This is a genomic window from Microbulbifer variabilis (assembly GCF_052467165.1).
In genome coordinates, this window is record NZ_CP174301.1 from 3,721,532 (window position 1) to 3,741,057 (window position 19,526).

The window sequence follows — 19,526 nt, forward strand, 5'->3', positions numbered from 1 at the left end:
AGCGGCGGTTTTTTGGTCCCTCTGGCTGGCCTTGTTAGGCAAAGTACTCATCTAGGGCCTCCCTCTGGTGCTTTGTCATGACGCGGTTCGGTAAAACGTATTCTGCTTTTGCGCCATCGAAGCACGAACACTGATTAAGCCAAGGAATGCCGTACTCTTTAAGAATAGTTGCCAACTCATTTCTTTCCGGGCTACCTAGCGCAACGTGTTCGTAGTTGAGTAGCTCATTTACTTTGTTAGCGGAATGAAGCTCATCAAGGCGAATCCGGATATGGCAATCATATACTGCTGGATGCGACTTATCTCCAATTTCCGAAATGTAAACACCTAAATTTAGGTAAAACCGTTTTGAGAATTGAGAGCCCTGAATATTCACGACCTGAATAAATCCATTTACTTCGCGCCACCAGGTCCCTCCTTTCTTTCGAAATCGGAGCTCCTTTAGCAAAGGCTTGAAAACAACCTCTAAATCCTTTTTCTCTTCCGATGCCATGTTGTGTGCCTAACGCTTTTAGCAGGCGCGCGGCGCTTTTCTGCGTCGCTTGCCTAAATTTGTTAAGTGCTCATAGCTCAAAAATACGCTTGAGAACATTTTCACTGTCCTTGCATTGCTGCCATAGTAATTCACGAAGCTCATACCCTCTTTGCGCCTCAACTGGAGGAGCGCCAGTAAAATACAACTCATCACTGAAGCTACACATTCCTCCATATGCACGCAATGAGTGAGAAATACTTGCTTGTGGCTTATTGTTTTCTAGTAGCTCCAAGGATTTAGAGAAATAGGCGAACCAATTCTCTTCATTATATTCTCCGAGAACCAATACTAACTCTTCAAGAATTAGCTTATATGCACTGTACTTATCGCTCATAGGCACTTAACGCCCATAGCAGGGGCGGCCGAAACCTTGCGTAGGCCGTCCCGCGCAGGCCTGAAGGGCCGGAGCAACCTGCCTGTGATTGTTATGCGGTTTCACACAAACCCCCAATACACGCCCCATGCTAACCCAAGAGCTGCAACAAGCTGGAACCAAGCGCTATACCTTTTATACAGAGCTACTCCACCAACTAGAAGCCCGAAGCTTGTTGGACCTAGTACATAGCCACCCAAAATAGCCCATCCCTCACAATCCGGTGTGCCCTCTGGGCAAGTATATATACCCGCTAAAGACCACAAGGCGCCACCCAATAATATTGATCCAGAGACAACAAGAACTAACGCAACAAAATTTCTAATATTCATTTCCGCTTTGATCTGATAGCCACATAACGCCCGGCTTTGGGGCGGCCATGGAGCCGCGAAGCGGCAAAATGGCCGTCCCAGCGCCATAGGCGCGACAACAGCCGCTTGTTATAAGCTTTTGCCACGGAGCTTCTCCCTTAAGGCCCTGATGCCAACTGGCTTTAGTGAGCAATACTTTGCAAAAACAAACTCAGCAAGAAATGGAGCAGCTAACAATAGGGATCCAAAAACCACTAAGCTTTGAAGTGCCAACCCCATGTAGATTGCAAGGATGGGTATACAGGCCTCGTAAAATGCTATCACCCACTTAGATAAGGATGTGTATTCATACTGGAAGAAGCACTTTTCGCAATGCATTCTACTTGAGAAAGACAGCATTTTTACCTTTACCGCTTTCTCTTTACATTTTGGGCACTTTCTCATCATGACTTATAACGCCCAGCGCAGGCGCAGCCAGCGCGGAGCGCATTTTGTGTTAATGTTTGAGCGACAGCGAGTAACACAAAAGGTGCGTAGCGTTGGCTATCGCCCTGCCGCTGCTTGTTATATTACGTTGCTTTAATATGGGTTACCCAAAATCTTATTGGACCAACCAAACGCTTTATAGCACGGAATTTTATATGTACATAGCTCTTGGAAGAGCAAATAGATTCATAAAACTTTCGCTCTTTATGCAAAGGGTTAACTCGATATATTTCTTCAGAATCTTGCAAAGCTATACCCACAAAAAATTTTGGCGAGTGTCTAGTTAAGCCTTTGAAATCGCAAGAGTCGATTTTCCCAACAACGCTAAATTCACCTCGGTGCTCCGTGGGCAACTCTACCGGCATATTTATTAAAGCCCCCCCCACAGAGAAGTAATCCTACAAACCCCACTATGGCTAAAACATTTTTCTTTAGTTTTGAATTCATGGAGTAATATAACGCCTCAAACACCGGAGTGGTGAAGTTGGCGGCTTTTGTGCGTGTTTTTGCACAAAAGATGACAGCTTTGCCACGTCCAAGTGCTTTGACTTGTTACACGTTGCTTGCTATTGAAAGACATTACTTTCACCTGCTTGCGCCGAAGTTTCACCGTATTGAAGCTGGCCATTGTTTAATGTGTAGGGAAGCAGAACAACAGTAGAATAACCCGACTCATGATCCAGCTCGATAGCTAATGCATCTGAAGGTTCGCCGTTAGCTAATTGAACCCTAACATCGTAGACAAGAGCAGTAGCTTTATATTCTTTATTCTTAGCTGCTGTATGAAATGCCTTATGAAGCATGTCTATCACCTCTGAGGAGGCAGGATGCTCGTCGCCATCATATGCTGCGACACTTACAATTTTCCCTTCAGGAGTCATTGCGCCGCCATAAGGAAAGAATTCACCATGTTCGGACAATAGCCTTTGTGCAAGCGGTAATACTGCATCCATTAATTCTTGAGATTCTTCTTTGCCTTCTTGCACAGTTCCCCCTAAGCAAAATCCTGAAAATACCAATAATATTGTTGCGATGGTTCGTTTAATCATGACGTGTAACGCCTCAATAACCGGCAGTTGGAACGGAGCGAAGCGCAATGTAAGCTGTCCGGCGCCGAAGGCGCGAAGTTCATTGACTTGTTAAATGTTTTGCCCATACCAGCCATCAGTTAGCATTTCTTTGAAGCTGCTATACCAACCTGCATCCATACCAAAGTAATCATCATTGGTGAATATGAGGCCCCAGGAATCACCGCTTGCACCATGACCGCCTAAACAGTACGCCGCACCGACATTGCGCTCACCAAAGTTGGCAAACTCCCATGCGGGAAACTCTTCGTCGTTTCCATACTCCCATTTAAGAACCTTTTTCTTCAAAGGTATCAATATGGAGAATGCATAAGCCTTTAGCCCAGGCTCCATTCCATCGATTTCTTTTTCGATGATGGACTGCATTTCTTCTTTCGATGGCAATTCATTCATGATGACATTTAACGCCTCAATAACCCGCAGCTGGAATGTAGCGAAGCGGAGTGTAAGCTGTCGGGCGCCGAAGGCGCGTAGTTAATTGATTTGTTAGTTGCTTAACTTCCAAGTGCCTCATAGGAGACCCAAGCTAGAACTATAACTAAGCACCCAAAAGCAAACCAGTGATAGTTTTTGGCTGCCTGTAGGTCAACCGCAACCATCGGGACGTATAAGAATTTAAGAATACCGCTAGATATAACAACCAACACAGAGGCAAAGACTGGCCACCAGGTTTTAGCGAGGAGAGACCATAGCAAGGCTACGGGAACACCAAAAGTTACCAGTAAGCTCTCAAGTGCTGTACCAGCGTAGTGCTGCTTAGAGTAACCACCACAGTTTGGACAAATGGCGGGGTGCAACGCGCTGGAATTGAATTTACCCCAATTCGAAATCACCTTTTTATTACAGTGTGGGCATTTATGTTTCATTATCTTCATTAAGAGCAACTAACGTTGACAACACGTGCACGAGGCACGAGTGCCACTGTGATTGTCCTTGTTATTTGTGCTCATTCCAGCCAGCATATTCTATTTCCCTTTTCATCTCGGAAATAATTTCCTCAAGAAGTACATTTGCATCTGGCAAATTTAGTGAAAAATCCCAAGTTTGATTGTCATGGCCGATTCCAATAAAAAGCTTGCCGTCATCGATACCCCAAAAAGCACTACTATCCGCAGAAGTGCCAATTCTTAAACCTCCATCTTCCCAGCTAGCACTTGATACCTTGTCAAACAAACACAAGTCAGTAATTGGCACCCATATGTTTAATACGAAGTTTTCATGACCAAGGGAAATAATAATAAATTTCCCTTCTTCAGATTCTCCCATACTACCGGAAACGGATACCTTCATTTAATCTCTCTACTAGTACAAATAACGCTAAGTGAAGGGGCGAAGTGCGCAGCACTTTGTCCCGCTTGCACGCATTGTTATGTGATTAGTGGCACGTTGTCTATTCTTCTTCATCCACTCAACCCCGCCAGGGCAATCACTGCGATTAATCTCGTGGGGAGCTGGTGTAAACCAAGGGCCCAATGAAGAGCGATAAAACCCGAGATCTTCCGCCTCCCTCATTTGTTTGTCTATTTCTAGAATCATACGCCTCATTTTAGTCCAGGTGCAGCCACCTGTAAGACTTGGCCTAGAATCCCTTGCAGGGTTGTTTAATGAAGTCATGAACTCTTCAGCTCGTTTAGCAGGATCTGCTGGATACCTCGATAAGTATATTTCTTTTTTCCCCCACCAAAATACTTCTGCAGGGTGCTTTCTAGAAAGCAAGCGGTCTGGTGATTGGCCGTTGGTTAATTCAGCCGGCTTGTAACCGAATTTGTAGATAATCAGCTGGGGGGATCTAAAGTGAAAGAACTCTCCACTAAACCAAGATCGCCAATACTTATCAAATCCATGAAAAACCACCTTGCCATTAGAATCTGAAACAGCTTCTTGTATATCCAGAACTCCGACAGAGTGAGTATTGAACATGCCGCCAGTCACTACCCATCTTGCAACTACCACAACATCCTCAATTGGCTCTCCTGTTTCCTCTTCCATTATTGTCAACTTGATGGGGTGCTGACGATAGTAGAGTGTATCGGGTTTTCCAAATACAAATACTACGATTGCGACGCATGACAGAATCATGCAGATTACTATTTTTGATGCCTTACTCATGAGCTCACATAACGCCGTGCGCAGCGGCGGCTTACTTTGTGCATTTTTTGCACGAAAATAGGAGCGTAGCAACTGGGCAAAAAATGCACAAAATAAGACGTCGGTCTGCCGCACCTTGTTAAGACGACAAGGACCCTGGCCCCGGCTTCAGTACCCGTTATACTTTGCCACAAGAAACTAGGCATCTGGCGCTTCATCATAAATAGTAATTATCGTTGCTTCAGAAGCAATACTACACTTTGGAGAGTCGTGATTTTCAGTTTTTATAATTTTAGTAATACGGAGATTTATGTCTCTCGGCGGTGAGGATAGCCCAAAAGTATAGATCCCATTATTCGTGACTTCTGCTATTAGCTCGACATATAGAAGCTTCCTAAAACCTGACTTCTCTTTTTGGTACATAGAGTAAATATCAAGATCGCTACTGTCATCTAAGCCGTATACATCACCTCCACAGTGATAAAACCCGACCCACTCTTCATCGTAAACTAAATAGCCGTTGAAACTACTCTGATCTGTTGCCTTTGCAATTACAGACCAACTAAGCATCAGCATACAGAGGAAGACTTTATTCATTATTTGCCTTAACAGTTTATTAAAGAGCCAGTGGCTCACTATCCATTTGGCCACTATTTCTGGGAGAGAGACTCCAAGCTCCGCAAAAAAGCCTTTATTTGCGGTAATTTATAGACTTTCGTTTAAATAGTAACCAGAGATAGTGAGCCATCGGCTCAAGTCGTCTGGTTCGACCTCCCGCTCTTGAACACATTTTACCCATAATTAAATCAATAAGTTAGGGGGGAATTTCTGTAGATGTAAGCTGTGGCCCTATAATTCGGGCTTTCGCACCGGCGATACGCCCACTCCACTACTGAAAACCACAGCCAGTATCACCCACTCGGTATCGCCATAGCCGCAATAGAACTATGCACAGCTAGGCGATTGGCCACCTCAACAATGCAGCTCGCTACCAAATCAGCTGCATGGTCGGCGACATTTACCGGTTGCCCTGCATCAGTCTGCAGAGTCTTAGTGGTTACATAAACGCTGGACATTAGATCGCCGGCACCATCGGTCTGTACGTTGTTCTGATCATCGATAACAGCAATGGTGCATTTAAGCACTGCAGCCGCTTGAGCATCGCTATTGGTGGGCTCTGTGGCCTGGGTTACCGTTGCACGCACAATAGTGCCCGCACTGTGGCCATCATCGATGGTGTAGGCGAACTGCCAGGCTTCCAGGTTCGGTACGGTTATTGGGGAAAAGCTGGGCATTATCTATTCCTTTGCTTAATCAGATTTGTGTACGCCGTTGTGAGTGATTACGCGGTGTAATGGATTTTCGCCGGCAGCGTAGCTCTTACCACCTACAGATATTTTGTACACGGTGTGCAGGCCGGCACATTCGACCCGCTCGACGGTTTCCCAGGTCAACGGCTCCTCTTCATGCAAAACCCCCAGCTCAACCCCCTGGCAGTGCTGCGCCTCATAGACACGGCCTGCACGGTCGGTAACGGGGGTTTCGCGGCTGCAAATTACCTGGGCACCGCTTGTTGTGGTGAGTAATACGCAGGGTATTTCTGGCTCAGTATCTACTTCGCCAATAATGGAGCTTCGGTGGGTTTCCTCGTCGCCGGTATCCCAGCAGTCGATCAGGTCGCCGCTTTCGCAGTTATCCGCTAGCAAACCTTCGCGCAGCCAACTGCCTGCGGCAACGCACCAGGGATCTCTAGGGACTGTGGTTCCACCTCCATTGCTCGGGATTGTAATGGTGCCTATACCTCGGCGCCAGGTGCTGGCGGCCAGCTGGTAAATGTTTGTGGTCGCGTAATAGGTAACAGCACCGCCCTGAGTGCCGGGATCATCACAGTACACATAATATTTAGTGCTGAAGGACAAACCAGTGATGCTGCCACTGTTGTAATTAATAGTGCCGAAACCAAACTGCACTGAGTGCGCGGCAATCGTGATTTTTGCGGTACTGCCATCATCTGAGGCGGATAGCGCAGAGCTGGTAGGCAGGCTGGCGATACCAGATTGAATCATTGGCAGGTTGCGCTGGTCCTGCACCTCAATCACGTCAACTTTTACATAGTCGAGAATGACACGACCATTTTTATTCGGGTAGTTGACGTAAAACATAGGAGAGAATGATCGCACGTTGGCATGTAGCTTAGCTGGGTTGCCGATGTGGTTAGCTCCAAGGGTTCCACTGTAGACCGCGTTAGCTGTCGAGTTCCCTTTAAAGTAGGCAACATAGGTTTGCCAGCTACTCAGCGGCGGCGTATGACCGGCTGTGAGAATGTAGTGCTGGCTACTGTAACTATCAGTTCCAACTCCGCTACATAAAGCCTCGCTACCGTCATAACCAACTAGGCCGCAGTGCATATGCCGGTCTGTATCTCCTTCGTTGTATACCAACATGCGCGCCTCGATGCTGTATAACTTGTCTGGATCGAATGGCACGCGTTCTTTTGAGTGGAAGTAGGCCATACCATCAGAACTACTGTTCCCCAGAAGTGCAGCACTGCTGCCGATTTTCAGGGGCGAAGAGCCGCCCACGCTCGTATAGTCTTGCACACCACCAGAACCAAAGGCTTTGGTCCACGCATCCAGCCAGCTCAGGTCAGAAAAATCCTCTAAAAAGGTATTTCGCATCGAGCGAATTTGCGCGCGCTCCTGTGCGGTAGCGCCAACGGTGGCACCGTCCTCAGGTTTATTGGTCCCGTAGATTTCTTCCCAGTCTGCACGGGCTCCGGCAATTTGATCGATCTTAATCAGCACCTTTTGCCGCGTGCTATATACCGCCTCCCACTTGGCTTTCCAGGTGCTGCGATCGATGCTGGTGACTGTTGAGGTGTTACTTAGACCTGCACCGCTGAGATAACTGGAAAGTGCTGTTATTGCACCGCTGTAGCTGGTTTTCTCAGTGGTAATCCCGTAGCTATTGGCCTGCCCTTCAATATCGCCCTGCTCTGCCAGGATCTGATTGTATTCACGTACTGCAGTTAATTTCTCTGTCGGGTGCAGTTTGCCATCTGCGGCTATGTTGCTTAGATCTAACAGAGCAGCCGCGGCATCGGCCTGTGCATCTTGAGCGGCATTTGCTGCGGCTTGTGCCTTGGCATCCGCTGCAGAAACACCAAGCAATGCTTCAGGGTCACCACTACCGCCGAGGGTAACCACAAGGCCACCGTATGTGCCGCCATCTGCAGCGTTAGACCAGATAGAGATTTCATTGGCACCGGCCTGCAGAGTGACTGGGAAGCTGTACCACAGACTAGCGTCATTCGGTCCACTCATTACCCCGACTTGTACACCATTCAAACCAACGCGTGGACCGCCCTCGGCATCATAGGCCAGTACATGGATAAAGCCTCGGCCAGCAGTAGCATTAAAAGAATACTTAGTGCCGCCGGCATAGGTGGTGTTCGTGGGCCAAAGCAACCCGGTAGGTCGTCCATCCCACTGAAACTGCAGCGTGGCCCCGACCATGCCCGCTTCGCGCGCTTGTTGGGCGATGGTGTTGAGTAAAACCTGGCGTGCGCTGTACACCGCTTCCCAGTTGGCATTCCATATTGTGCGACTGATAGAAGTGTTGGCTGCGGTATCGTTCCAGGTTGGAAACAGGCCGCCCAGGTAACTGGCAAGTGCCGCCAGGTTGCCGGAGTAGTTGCCTTTTTCTATTACGAGCCCGGCACCATCAGCCTGTGCTTCAATACCCGCTTGCTCTGACTGAAGCTGGGCATATTCACGAATCACAATGAGCTTTTCGTTTTGATGTAAAACACCATCGGCGGCAATGTTATCCAAGTCTGCCAATGCGGCATCAGCGTCGGCCTGTGCGGCTTCAGCCTTGTCGATTGCCTGTTGTACTTCAGGATCTAAGGCCGGGTCCTCATAGTCGGTATAGGGTATGCGTGACTTGGGTATAAACATCAGGCGCACGGCGTTAGTGCCTAAACAGGTGCCCCCGTGACCAGCATTACCCGGGCTATCCGGGCTTTCCCCATAACATGCAACAATCTTGCTGTTACTGAGGATTGGCATGGTGTTCTGAGTACCGTCTACCAACAGCACTATGCCGCCAGGCGCACCACCGCCGCCACTGCCTCCAGGCACCTGAATTACATTGCTATCACCGGTGATGCCGGGGCTGCCATCTTCGCCAGAGTTTTCTATTTTGCCGCCGACACCAATGGCGACACCTCTTGCGATTACAACAATCCCCGCACCGCCCTTTCCACCTAAACCACCGCGGCCACTGGGTTCATAACTGCCATCAAAGGAATAAAAAGAGGAGTGACCACCGCGAGCGCCACCAGAACCCGCTAGATCATCTGGGATCCCTTGTAGATCTCCACCGTTATTCTCGATATTGAGGGGCGGCATTACCTCATTGCGCCCTTTGACAGTTTTTCCCCAAGCCCCTCTGGCCGTTCCTCGGTTGACAATCTCTTGGGCATTTTTTAACTGGCCAGCACCGCCATAGCAGGAGCCGAGAAAGCCCACGCCGTTATTGCTTGGAATGCCGCGCAAAGTGCCATCGATCTGCAACACACCGCGCACGCGCAACTCAATATTGCCACTCACAGAAAGTGTGCGCCCTGCAGGAATCGTAAGATCACCCGGGTAGTAATAAATTGCGCGGCTATCGCCATTGCCAGCCAAAGTACCGTCAGCAGTTAAAAAGCCGCTGGCATCGATACTCAAGCCACTGGCCGTCATGGCCGCACCTTCAGCGCTGTACCAGGCATCCGGCAATTCCGCGCTAGTACTATCGGCCTGGTCTGCAATCATGCCTGCAGGCTGGTAACTGCCGAATAGATCCACGGATACCGCACCGCTCACCTGATCGATACTGATGCGTTGTACTTCCATAGCGCGGTCTAGGCTGTACTCATCGAGGCCCAGCGCTGGCAGCAGGCGAATATAGTCCACGTCATAGCTATAGTCTGCGCTGTGGTCATGGCCGATATCAAAGCGCAACAGTTCGATTTGTTTGCCGGTCCAGTCGCTATTATTCGAGAGGTTCAGAACTAATTCCTGCCACTCTCCTTTGGCCCCGTTTAGGCGCTCAATCAGGTCCAGCATTTCCGCAGTACCAGCGGAAAAATAGCTGCTGCTTTCGGTATGTTTAAAAAACAACTTGCTACCGGTGCCCGCTGCTATGGGTTCTTCGCTGGTACGGCGCACACGCAATTTAATAAAGGGCAGATCCGCCCCTAAAAAAGTGGGCGCAAAGCTGCGACTGATCCAGGGGTTTTCACCTTTTACTGTTACCGAAAGGACACCATTGCTTACGCTGGAACTGGTGATGCCATCGCGAGGGGTCCAGCCTTCGCTGTCACTACTAAAATTAAAATCGTAGGGCCTGTCTCCGCGGATAGAGTGATCGCGCAATTGCGGCAGACTCACCCGCACAATATCGCCCACTTCTAAATCGTTATTGCTGGGCAGTAATCCCAGGCGCAGACTGAGCGGTGGGCCGGCGAAACGATCACGCAGGGCATCGAAAGTGTTTTTAATCGTGGTATAGGTATGACGGGAATTGTGCAGGCCGCGAAACTTCAAGCTGTGTTGTTTCGCTTCGCCATGCACGGCAACAGAATCCGCATCGATCAGATTATTCGAGCGCAAAAACTTGCCATCGAATCCGGGCTGCTCAAACCAGCTCCACTGTACCGAAAAGATATTGCGCACCCCGGCCAGGTTGTATTTGAGTTCCCCCAGGCTTTTCACATCATCGGGGCCGATGGTGGCTACTGTGCCGGATTCAGCCAGTACCCCAGCCATACGGCGAAAGCCCAGCTGGCCGGCCGCATTAACTGGCATAAAAGCGCCGAGCAATAAATTGATTTCAGTCTCGATAAACTTCTTGCCGTCGACTTTTTCCAAACCATCAAAGCGCAGGATTTTGCCCTTGCTGTGGTCGCCTGGCTTGTACCAGTCGGCGCCAATGTTTTGGAACTCATCCAACACCACAAAGGCAGGATCTATGCCCAGATGCCAGTTGCTCGGCAGTACGTTATTGGTACCGAGAATATTTCCGGTCAGCAATGCATAGGCCAGTTGGGGGCCAGGGCCTTCCAGATAGATAAATTCTTCAACTTCTACGCCGCTTTCGTTATCGCTGTCTTCAGGCAGGGCATGGTCGCGGGCAAAGGTGCCGAACAGGCCGCGCGTACAGTTGGTAAAGCTACTGCCCGTTTTACCGGTTGCGCGCACAATCTCGAAACCGTCCTGATATTTAATCTTCAGGTAATACACGGATTGGCCAGGGGCATCGCCATAGGCAATAGTATGTGGGTTCGCTTCAAAGCTGCTGGTATCGAATACCTGCAGGGTGGTATCTGCTTTGGCAAAATTGGCAGCCAGACGCGCGGTATTGGGTATAAAAATATCGCGGCGCATCTCGCGCTGGATATCCCGGCAGCGCACCCGGTAAACGCCCTCAGCGTAGGAAATAGACTCCTCGGCAATCTGGGTTTGCTCCAGGCGAAAATCCGCCCAGTCGAGCCCGGCAAAGCCTTGATATAAACGTACTGTACGCCCCTTGATGCCGTTACCCTGTTCTAACTCATCACGTAGCACATAGGAAAGCTGACCGCCGATATCCACCACTTCAAAGGAGATATTGCCGATCTGTGCCAGGCCCTGCTCGGGAATTAATTTTTGGCTGGTAGCACTGCACTTTTTCAGGCTTCCAAGAATCGCATTTAACGGAAGGCCGGGAATATCGTTGTGGCTAGTAATATATAGGGGAAGATCAAAACCGATCTCGATCACCAAACGCAGCTCACGCTGAGCCCCCCGGTTGTACCGGTCAAAAGTTTCTGAATTATTGCGCATGATTAATCTATGACTACAGTGATAGTGAAAGAAAAAAGTCGCTTGGTAGACTATGTACAAGAGCTAGCTTTTACTGAACAGCTGGGAGCACAGCTACAATCAAGGTACGAGACATCACCAGAGCAATTCAAATTGCTTGAAAGAGGTGTTTATATCGATAAGAACGAGGATCCCAATTCAGAAAGGAAATCCTTGGGGAAATTCACAGGTGAGTTATCGAAAAGCTAAAGTATAGCTGCATTGAGGATAAGCCATAAATCACCTGTTGGGACTGTGGTCATATAAGGAACACTTAAGAAAATTCGTATTCGCTGTAAGAAATCACCACTACCAAGCTATCTTAATAGTGGTGTGCATATCTCACTTACTGTCTCTCTAGAGTGACATATTGGATTGAACAGCTCTGTGATCCATCAACAATTCTTATATTTATCTTTTTTCCTGCCATTTGCGCAGCCAGTAGCGTGGCATATATAGCATCGGCACCTACCTGATTTTTATCTAAAGTCGTATACACCCCTGCTTCCGCGCTACAATTTAACAGCTTCTCATCACCACTAGTTCCAACATATGTGATATTACCAGTGGTTACGTAAAGCTTATCAATATCAACAGCTACGCATTGCCCCCCTGCACACTCTGCAAAGGTAACACCACTGATAGAAGACAACATAAGAATAGAAAGTAATTTTTTCATTTTGAGTCCAATTTTTGATATCGATCTTTGTCCAAAATATAGTAAAAAACGGTTTGAGCAGCTCAATCAGATGGTGCTTAAAACTTGGTAAAAGGCGGCTCTTCAAATTTATTGAAGCAGCTAAAGGACGATATAGCCTTGAAACCCATCTACTGACTAATATATCACATCAGCTAATTTTCGGAACAATATTCCCATCTATGCCTCCTTAATTGTTGTCACCAAATAGCAACTCTACTCTAGAGCATCTATCTAAATCACCTCTCATTGGGGCGACAAGTTGTGCATGATTAAGCGATAATTTGGACGGTAGTAAAAGAGAAAATAAAGCGGCCATCTTTCTGGCGCTGCTCTTTGAAGGATTTATATTTGAGTTGCACTTGTTGTGGAAAATCGGCAGTAGCCGCACTGCCATAGGCATCGAAGATAAAAAACTCACCGAAGGCGCAGCTTCTTTTAAACTCCCGCCAACGGGCCAAATCTGTGTAAGTGAGTTTTAGCGGTACCGTCTGACAAAGATATTCTTCTTCAAGGCGGTAAACTGTGTATTCTGTTTTACCACTGAGCGCTTTGTGCTCTTTACTTTCGGGGCGGTCACTACAATCATAGCGTTTTAGCTTGGCTTCAATCTGATAATTACTGCCATCACCGACAATAGAACGTGTTGAAGTGTATTGAATTAGCATGACCCTACCCCATCAGTTCCTGACCCTGACGGCTATTCTTATCAAATAACACCAGATCCCCTTCCTCAATTTGAGTTTTTATATCCTCGATAAACTGATCAGCGCGATCACCAACCGGGCCATGGAATTCAAAAATATACTGGCTTGCCGGCTGTTTGGTTTCACCTTCTACAAAACCATCATTACCAGAACTGGCAAAACTCTCTGATGGTGTGGCTGCTACCGCACCCCCGGTACTCATACTGGGTGCGCTGGCATCACCGGAAACCCCACCGGGTGCTTTCAGCGATGACAACATGCCGGCGATCTGCGCCCCTTATGTAATAGCACCGGCGATCATCGGAATATTTTGCGGATAACCGATCTCAGAAGCCTTAGCAATATTCTTTACTAGCGAAACCCCAGTAGAGAAAACAGCCATAGCCATTTCTGCCTTTGCCGCTTTTTGGTTGTAAGCAGCCGCGGCAGACAGTATCTGGCCGGCACCGGCAGTAAACATTTTCAGCTTGCTTTTGTTAGAAGCTTGTTCGAGCTTTTCGCGCTGCTTTCGGTGTTTGTTTTCTAAAAGGGTGAGCCTGCGTTCATATTCATCATGGGCAAATAGTTTGCTGGCATAACCCTGATCCAGCAGGGCCATTTCCTCATCTTGCTGGACCTGTAATTGTTCCATCTCGGTAAGCCAGGAAAGCTGTAAAGTTTCCAGACGGGCCACCATGCGCTGACGTTCTGCATCTGTAAGACCATCGGCGCCAGCTTGGTTACCATCGCCCTCACCACCCTCAGAACGCGCCTGCTCTTCAGCCAGGGCCATTTGATAGCGCTCTTTCTCACGCTCAGAGTATTCAGCCCGCAGAGCCTCGATAGAATCGAAGCCGCGCCTTGTCAGCTCCTGCTCAGCAACCTGAAGGGCGTCTATTTGCTGCAGTCTCTGCTCATGATCGAGTTTTATTTTTCCCTGCTGATCTGCCAGAAATTGATCCAGCTGTATTAACTGAGCCCCACCGGCCTCCTCTGCCATGGCACGTTGTTGCGCAATACGGTCGCGCTCAGATTGCTCCCTCGCCGCTGCAGCAGCTTCTTCAGCTATGCGCTCTTCCTCTTGTCGCTTCTTCTGCGCGGCTATGTGTGCATTCTGTAACTCATCAAGCTGTTTACGTATTTGCTCCGATTTGTGGCGGTGAATTTCTATCTGAACCTGAACACCTTCGGCTTCCGCCTTGGCCAGCAGGTGCTGATGCGAAACATACCGGCTATGAAGCTCAGCAAACTGGGTGCGCTGCTTTTCTTCATCAGTTGGTGCAATACCTCGGCGCAAGGTATCCACTACCCCGGTGAGCTTCTGAATCCCTGCCGTAGCGATACTGGTAGAGCCACTGGTTTCACTGAGGCCTTCGAGAAATTCCTGCCAGGATTGGGCGAGGGAATCTGTAGCACCGGTAAGGCCTCCAGCTTCAGCCGCACCTGCACCACCAACCTGTTGCTCCAACTTGAGCAAAATCATGCGCTGGGCTTCCGCTACACGGCCCGACTGCTCCAGGGTTTTAATCTGCTCCTTTTCTTGCTCGGTAAAACTCACCCCCGCGCGCTTAAGTGCGGTCAACCCGGTCGATGGTTCCTCTAATGCCTTACCCAGTTGCAGCGCTGCACTCTTGGCATCCCCACCCATAACGGCTGATAAATCCTGGCTCAGTCGAATAGCATCATCAAAGACTGGCCCTTGCACACCCTTAAAGGTGAGCAATACGCCTTGGGCTTCCCTGATACCAGTAACGCTGGCCAGGGTAGCGCGAGCCACTGAGCGTGCCTGTTCATCCAGTTGTTCTGCAGTGCGGCCGCTGGCACTCCCAGTCGCCTTGAGAAGCGCCTCAATCTTGAGCTGCTGCCGCTCCATTTCCTCACCGGCGCGTATGCTCTGATAAAACACCGCAGTAACACCGGCGACCCCTGCACCAAACAATGCCCAGCTAGCCGCGCCATTAGTCAACAGACCATTAAGGGCACCTACTCGGCCAGATACACCACCCAAGGGACCATCAATAGCTGCAACCCCTTGAGCAGCACCACGCATTGAGCGGCCAAACATAGTGCCCGCTGAACTGGTAGATTTCATTTCGCGGGTAAGCTGTTTATTACGTGCGGCGGCCTGGGCCATCTCTCGCTTATATTGAGTGGAGCGCAGCTCCAGATTCGCCACCATGGTGGCCATGGAAGTTTGTTTTGCCATTGCTCAGCTCATGGAGTTCCAGATTGCGATTTGTTGCTGCACGGTTTTGGGCTTGTGCGGCTGAGGTAGGAAGTTTGAGACTTTGCCCCCCAGTGTGCCGGCGGCAATGTGGGCGAGTTGCCACTGCTGGACTTCGGTATTTAGAGGACGCTCAGAGTGATATTCATACCAGTGGTCGAACTCGGTAGAACTCATGGAGCGCAACATATTGAAATAGTCGGGACGGTTAAAATCCCGCGCGAGCTGCCGGGCGAAATAGAAACCCGGCACTAGCCTTTTTTTTCGTTGTCCTCGCTTTCTGGTTCGCTGCTCTCTTCCTCAATGGATGCTTCTACATAGAGACCAGATAACTTGGCCGCAGGCACATAAAGCACATCAATTAGCTTAGGGGTAATGCTGCGGATCAGCCCCTGGTGAATATCCTCCAGTGAATCCTGGCAATCCGGCTTCATCCAGATGGCATAGGCAACCAGCAACAACTTCTTGCTCACCTCGCCTGCACGGAACGCCCAAAGCTGACCAAAGTTTTCCAGCTCAGTTTCCGGCACCTCTTCATCCTGCGGCAGTGGAATATCTTCGGTAGTCCTTTGCAGATATTCACAGCGGTGGTAGGCGCTCAGTTCAAACAACTCTACTTCCTGCTGACCAAATACAACAGTTTCGGATTCTAAAATAGGCGTGAGAACTGAATTCATTGTTAGCTGCCTGCGGTTACAGTGGGTTTACCGGAAATCTTGAATTTCACAGTGCGAGTGATCTTGTCATCCTTAGGCACTGCCTTACCCCAGCCGGTAATATGGCCGGTAAACTCTACTGTCGTGCCTTCAGGATATTCAATCTGGTAATACTTATTAGTATCGGAGTCGTAATCTGCCCGCAGCGCCTGCTGGCCGCTATCGCTCTCTTTCCAGATCAAAGTAATGGAAACCTCGCCGGCATCGCGTAAGCCTGAAGGGTCGTAGTCCATATAGCCGCTGGTACCATCAATCGGCGTCACCTCAACAGAACCGCGCGACTCCTCACCGGGGTCGATATCCAACATGCCCGCCACTGACGTATATGAGTTGCCATCATCGCTGCGGGAAAATTTTGTTTTATAACCTTGTGCCATCGTTGTGCCCTCTGTGGGTTGCTCAATTAAAGGTCTGTGGGTTCGGTGGAATACTGGGCGCTATAGGTAAGCCGCACTTCGCCCAGTGGGTGATCCTGGTCCAGCGCAAACTGGGTTTGCGCTGAGTAGGAATAAGTCACAGGTGTTGCCCAGAGTGGCATCATCCTGCAGGGCACTCTCAATATCCGCAGCCGCTTGATCCAGTGCGGCATATATATCGCCATCGCTCTTTACTACCGCAGCAATAGTCAGATCCAGCTGCCGACTGGTGCCGCCATACATTTCGTGGTCGGTGTTTTCGGTTGCAAAACCCACCACAATCGCTGGCAGTTTTTTGGAATCGATTTCTTCTGTGGTACCAGGGGGTGGGAATGAATAGCCGCTTAGGTTCTCTATTTCTTTCTGTACTGCATCGCGTATGGCTATGCGTCGAGTCATAGTCTATTCCTGATAAATTATGGGCATAAAAAAACCCGCGATTGCGGGTTAGGGTGTTTACAGTGCAGGAATATTTTTCGTACTAACCATCTTCTCTTTGATGATTACCTAAATCACAAAGAACCATGCAAATCAAAAAAAGGGACAGCTTTACTCATAGTCACTTGTTAAGCATTGCTCACTATTCTTTGAAACCAACTCTTGTTCTAATACTTTGAGACACAGATTCCTGACTTGTGTACCTCCAACCCTTTGCCTGTTTAATTGCATCAGAATCGCACAAGCCTGGAGGAATCGATTCAACAATACGATGATCTTTTGTTCTTCCGTTTTTCATAATCTCATATTCAACGATTACATAGCACTTTTCATCTTCATTTAGATATTTTGAATAATCCGCTTCTTCTACAATGCTTGCACAAGAGCAAATAAAAGAAAGCGTAAGAAACAGCAATAAAAATTTCATAAGTTACCTTTTGCTTAACGCCCGGCTCATCGGCGAGCGAAGCGAGTCCGGTGGAGGCCGCAGGCCGGGACGAAATGCAGCCGCTTGTTAGAGTAGACACACCTTGGCATGCAATAAATCTGTATCTACACATTCATCGACAATATGCATTTTTCTATGACAATTGGGACAAAGCGCTACAGTGTTTTTGACTGTATCTGCACCGCCCCTAGATAGCCATTCAATATGGTGAACCTCTAGAAAAGGTTGTCCATGGCGATCTTTAAATGGCGCGTCTAGCTCGCAGAGTTGGCAAATCCCGTTCGCTCGTCGACGAGCATGCTCTTTAACCAAATGCGATCGGCTATATCTCGACGAAGAATTAGTCGTAGATTCTTCTGTTTCTGAAGATGACTCTATGAGAACTTCAATTTCTTCAAGGCTTAGTAGGGAGATATCATCAAAGTCAGATGACGTAATGTAGCTTTTGAAGCGCTTCACATCATGTATAAAACCAGATAAATTACGAATAAAATTACTTTCGTTTATGCCCCCAATTACGATAAAACTATCAATACCTTTTGAAGTTCGCACTTCAGTCAGATTCTTAGATGTCCAATTGAGAAATGAGTCCTTTCCGATACCTTTTCGGCCTCCCCCTATCCGTCCTCGATGTAACAGATAGATTTCACCTTCACTATCAAAAGCAAATGCCCCTGCAACCGAACGGTTTAGCCCTTCAAAGGGAATGTTTACCTCAACCGTGATGTTATTGGATTTGTTCTGGTCTATTTCACCAGACACACCAAAACCATTCCAGAACCTCTTCGTTTTACCATTCTCGTCGAGAAGGTAACTGTTAAACCAAATAGATTCGTTTAGAGCAATTTGCGTATTCCAACTACCACTAGGAAAGCCAATAGTGCAATCTAGAGTATCCGTAAGTTCTGAATATAACAGGCTTTCCAATGCTTCCTGAGCGTTGGAAATCTCTTTTCGTTTTTCTATTAGCACTAATTCCATAAATACTCTTTTTGAATACTCTAACGCTGCCATAAACGGCTACCAAAGCAAAGCGTAGGTAGTCGGGTGGAGGGCGCGCTATTTGTGCCCCGAACGTATTTAATGGCCTTGTTATGTTTTACCATGCCTTTCGTTAATTGCTCCTCTTTCTTGCTAAAACGAAACAACCAAAAGCAACCAATACACCGAAGCCTGTCTTGGGCTGCCCATTGTACGCACCTACAACCGAGGCTAATGCGATGAGCGAACCAATAACATAAAGGATTAATGGCGAAAATATTCCATTCCCACGCTTTGCTTTACCGAAGAGTAAAGACAACCCAACTAGACCTACAGGTAAACCTGCAACAAAACTCAAAATAACAACAACCATTTCACCTGTAAGCCAAGCAGACAAGGCAAGAGCCAAACCAATGAGCGTTCAAGCATCTCCGATCACTTTTCTCGAAGCTGGAGACACTTCATTCGCAAAATCATTAGGATTCAGCATATTGCTCCAGAAACATAACGCCGTTATAAGTGGCCGGAACGGAGTTGGTTTGTTTGCGGTAGCGTAGCGTTAAACCGCAAACTAAGCAACGGAGTGGAGGTCCAGCCCGCTCGCGGGCGATGCTTGATAACTTTGTTAAGGCGCATTTAGCTTACGCAACCCTTGAAGGAAGATGGTGGTACCGCCGAAGAGCCCTACAAAAACAAAATTTGCCTGAAATGCATTGCTATAAGGGATAAATAGGAATGCTACACCACTTATGAATAGGAATGAGCCAACAGCCATAATTGCAACCCCACTAGGTTTCGACGCGTGACTTACACATGCACGAATCAACGCCCAAAGGGATAGAAGGAAAGTCACATAGAAAAATGAGTAGCTTAAAAGTGAAGCTTCTCCATTAAGGAACATAAGCATCCCGAAGTAAGATACTATTCCAGTAAATGTGCAGATAATGAGGGAAACTACGATCGAAAATATACGCTCCTTTTTAGTTGGAACACGATCAATATCCCAATTTCCTCGCAATCTCATAGGGAGCCTTAACATTTATATAGTGGTCATCATGACTACTATCCCCTTGACCACTATTTCTGGTGCAAATTTACGCCAACACGCCGTCTTCTTCTACTAAATCAATAGATTGCGATCACTTAGCA

Annotated in this window: 20 protein-coding genes; all 20 read right to left on the reverse strand. The window is 48.1% G+C overall.

Annotated features, from left to right (window positions below; translation table 11 throughout):
• Positions 1-34 precede the first annotated feature (34 nt).
• On the reverse strand, positions 35-493 hold the full coding sequence (locus tag ACJJIP_RS16545; RefSeq protein WP_444945628.1) for a DUF4304 domain-containing protein: 459 nt from the start codon (positions 491-493) through the stop codon (positions 35-37).
• A gap of 70 nt (positions 494-563) precedes the next feature.
• Positions 564-869 (reverse strand): DUF6966 domain-containing protein, encoded by a 306-nt coding sequence (locus tag ACJJIP_RS16550; protein ID WP_353377292.1) that lies wholly within the window; start codon positions 867-869, stop codon positions 564-566.
• Between the two features lie 1,402 nt (positions 870-2,271).
• Positions 2,272-2,754, reverse strand: a complete 483-nt coding sequence (locus ACJJIP_RS16555; RefSeq protein WP_353377289.1) for a hypothetical protein — start codon at positions 2,752-2,754, stop codon at positions 2,272-2,274.
• 90 nt (positions 2,755-2,844) lie between these two features.
• Positions 2,845-3,186 (reverse strand): hypothetical protein, encoded by a 342-nt coding sequence (locus ACJJIP_RS16560; RefSeq protein WP_444945629.1) that lies wholly within the window; start codon positions 3,184-3,186, stop codon positions 2,845-2,847.
• Between the two features lie 543 nt (positions 3,187-3,729).
• On the reverse strand, positions 3,730-4,083 hold the full coding sequence (locus tag ACJJIP_RS16565; RefSeq protein ID WP_444945630.1) for a hypothetical protein: 354 nt from the start codon (positions 4,081-4,083) through the stop codon (positions 3,730-3,732).
• Between the two features lie 27 nt (positions 4,084-4,110).
• A complete protein-coding gene (locus ACJJIP_RS16570; protein ID WP_353377287.1) occupies positions 4,111-4,902 on the reverse strand; it encodes a hypothetical protein in 792 nt (263 codons plus the stop codon).
• A gap of 177 nt (positions 4,903-5,079) precedes the next feature.
• Positions 5,080-5,478, reverse strand: a complete 399-nt coding sequence (locus ACJJIP_RS16575) for a hypothetical protein (protein ID WP_444945631.1) — start codon at positions 5,476-5,478, stop codon at positions 5,080-5,082.
• A 314-nt stretch (positions 5,479-5,792) separates the two neighbouring features.
• Positions 5,793-6,176: a hypothetical protein gene (locus ACJJIP_RS16580; protein ID WP_444945632.1), complete on the reverse strand. Its 384-nt coding sequence runs from the start codon at positions 6,174-6,176 to the stop codon at positions 5,793-5,795.
• Between the two features lie 15 nt (positions 6,177-6,191).
• Positions 6,192-11,753 carry a hypothetical protein gene (locus tag ACJJIP_RS16585; RefSeq protein WP_444945633.1) on the reverse strand — a complete coding sequence of 1,854 codons (5,562 nt, stop codon included), beginning with the start codon at positions 11,751-11,753 and terminating at the stop codon, positions 6,192-6,194.
• A gap of 364 nt (positions 11,754-12,117) precedes the next feature.
• Positions 12,118-12,450 carry a hypothetical protein gene (locus tag ACJJIP_RS16590; protein ID WP_353377255.1) on the reverse strand — a complete coding sequence of 111 codons (333 nt, stop codon included), beginning with the start codon at positions 12,448-12,450 and terminating at the stop codon, positions 12,118-12,120.
• 290 nt (positions 12,451-12,740) lie between these two features.
• Complete coding sequence (locus ACJJIP_RS16595; RefSeq protein WP_444945634.1) at positions 12,741-13,136, reverse strand: hypothetical protein; 396 nt, start codon at positions 13,134-13,136, stop codon at positions 12,741-12,743.
• 4 nt (positions 13,137-13,140) lie between these two features.
• Positions 13,141-13,434, reverse strand: coding sequence for a hypothetical protein (locus ACJJIP_RS16600; protein ID WP_444945635.1), 294 nt, complete (start codon positions 13,432-13,434; stop codon positions 13,141-13,143).
• A gap of 18 nt (positions 13,435-13,452) precedes the next feature.
• On the reverse strand, positions 13,453-15,360 hold the full coding sequence (locus ACJJIP_RS16605; protein WP_444945636.1) for a phage tail length tape measure family protein: 1,908 nt from the start codon (positions 15,358-15,360) through the stop codon (positions 13,453-13,455).
• Positions 15,361-15,363: 3 nt separating this feature from the next.
• Complete coding sequence (locus ACJJIP_RS16610) at positions 15,364-15,630, reverse strand: phage tail assembly protein T (protein ID WP_020411116.1); 267 nt, start codon at positions 15,628-15,630, stop codon at positions 15,364-15,366.
• Positions 15,630-16,055, reverse strand: coding sequence for a phage minor tail protein domain-containing protein (locus ACJJIP_RS16615; protein WP_444945637.1), 426 nt, complete (start codon positions 16,053-16,055; stop codon positions 15,630-15,632). The genes ACJJIP_RS16610 and ACJJIP_RS16615 overlap by 1 nt, the downstream gene beginning before the upstream one ends.
• 2 nt (positions 16,056-16,057) lie before the next feature.
• Positions 16,058-16,471, reverse strand: a complete 414-nt coding sequence (locus ACJJIP_RS16620; RefSeq protein WP_444945638.1) for a phage tail tube protein — start codon at positions 16,469-16,471, stop codon at positions 16,058-16,060.
• 60 nt (positions 16,472-16,531) lie between these two features.
• On the reverse strand, positions 16,532-16,909 hold the full coding sequence (locus tag ACJJIP_RS16625; RefSeq protein WP_444945639.1) for a hypothetical protein: 378 nt from the start codon (positions 16,907-16,909) through the stop codon (positions 16,532-16,534).
• Between the two features lie 181 nt (positions 16,910-17,090).
• Positions 17,091-17,375: an energy transducer TonB gene (locus tag ACJJIP_RS16630; protein ID WP_444945640.1), complete on the reverse strand. Its 285-nt coding sequence runs from the start codon at positions 17,373-17,375 to the stop codon at positions 17,091-17,093.
• A gap of 87 nt (positions 17,376-17,462) precedes the next feature.
• The gene (locus ACJJIP_RS16635; protein WP_444945641.1) at positions 17,463-18,410 is read right to left on the reverse strand and encodes an HNH endonuclease; all 948 of its coding nucleotides are present in this window, start codon (positions 18,408-18,410) and stop codon (positions 17,463-17,465) included.
• A gap of 100 nt (positions 18,411-18,510) precedes the next feature.
• Positions 18,511-18,774 carry a hypothetical protein gene (locus ACJJIP_RS16640; protein ID WP_444945642.1) on the reverse strand — a complete coding sequence of 88 codons (264 nt, stop codon included), beginning with the start codon at positions 18,772-18,774 and terminating at the stop codon, positions 18,511-18,513.
• Positions 18,775-19,526: the final 752 nt, after the last annotated feature.

Coding starts and splice junctions, on each gene's coding strand:
- ACJJIP_RS16620 (WP_444945638.1), bottom strand. CDS start 16,471: ATGGCACAAGGTTATAAAACAAAATTTTCCCGCAGCGATGATGGCAAC.
- ACJJIP_RS16575 (WP_444945631.1), bottom strand. CDS start 5,478: ATGAATAAAGTCTTCCTCTGTATGCTGATGCTTAGTTGGTCTGTAATT.
- ACJJIP_RS16555 (WP_353377289.1), bottom strand. CDS start 2,754: ATGATTAAACGAACCATCGCAACAATATTATTGGTATTTTCAGGATTT.
- ACJJIP_RS16550 (WP_353377292.1), bottom strand. CDS start 869: ATGAGCGATAAGTACAGTGCATATAAGCTAATTCTTGAAGAGTTAGTA.
- ACJJIP_RS16625 (WP_444945639.1), bottom strand. CDS start 16,909: ATGACTCGACGCATAGCCATACGCGATGCAGTACAGAAAGAAATAGAG.
- ACJJIP_RS16565 (WP_444945630.1), bottom strand. CDS start 4,083: ATGAAGGTATCCGTTTCCGGTAGTATGGGAGAATCTGAAGAAGGGAAA.
- ACJJIP_RS16600 (WP_444945635.1), bottom strand. CDS start 13,434: ATGTTGTCATCGCTGAAAGCACCCGGTGGGGTTTCCGGTGATGCCAGC.
- ACJJIP_RS16585 (WP_444945633.1), bottom strand. CDS start 11,753: ATGCGCAATAATTCAGAAACTTTTGACCGGTACAACCGGGGGGCTCAG.
- ACJJIP_RS16590 (WP_353377255.1), bottom strand. CDS start 12,450: ATGAAAAAATTACTTTCTATTCTTATGTTGTCTTCTATCAGTGGTGTT.
- ACJJIP_RS16595 (WP_444945634.1), bottom strand. CDS start 13,136: ATGCTAATTCAATACACTTCAACACGTTCTATTGTCGGTGATGGCAGT.
- ACJJIP_RS16560 (WP_444945629.1), bottom strand. CDS start 3,186: ATGAATGAATTGCCATCGAAAGAAGAAATGCAGTCCATCATCGAAAAA.
- ACJJIP_RS16605 (WP_444945636.1), bottom strand. CDS start 15,360: ATGGCAAAACAAACTTCCATGGCCACCATGGTGGCGAATCTGGAGCTG.
- ACJJIP_RS16580 (WP_444945632.1), bottom strand. CDS start 6,176: ATGCCCAGCTTTTCCCCAATAACCGTACCGAACCTGGAAGCCTGGCAG.
- ACJJIP_RS16545 (WP_444945628.1), bottom strand. CDS start 493: ATGGCATCGGAAGAGAAAAAGGATTTAGAGGTTGTTTTCAAGCCTTTG.
- ACJJIP_RS16635 (WP_444945641.1), bottom strand. CDS start 18,410: ATGGCAGCGTTAGAGTATTCAAAAAGAGTATTTATGGAATTAGTGCTA.
- ACJJIP_RS16615 (WP_444945637.1), bottom strand. CDS start 16,055: ATGAATTCAGTTCTCACGCCTATTTTAGAATCCGAAACTGTTGTATTT.
- ACJJIP_RS16570 (WP_353377287.1), bottom strand. CDS start 4,902: ATGAGTAAGGCATCAAAAATAGTAATCTGCATGATTCTGTCATGCGTC.
- ACJJIP_RS16630 (WP_444945640.1), bottom strand. CDS start 17,375: ATGAAATTTTTATTGCTGTTTCTTACGCTTTCTTTTATTTGCTCTTGT.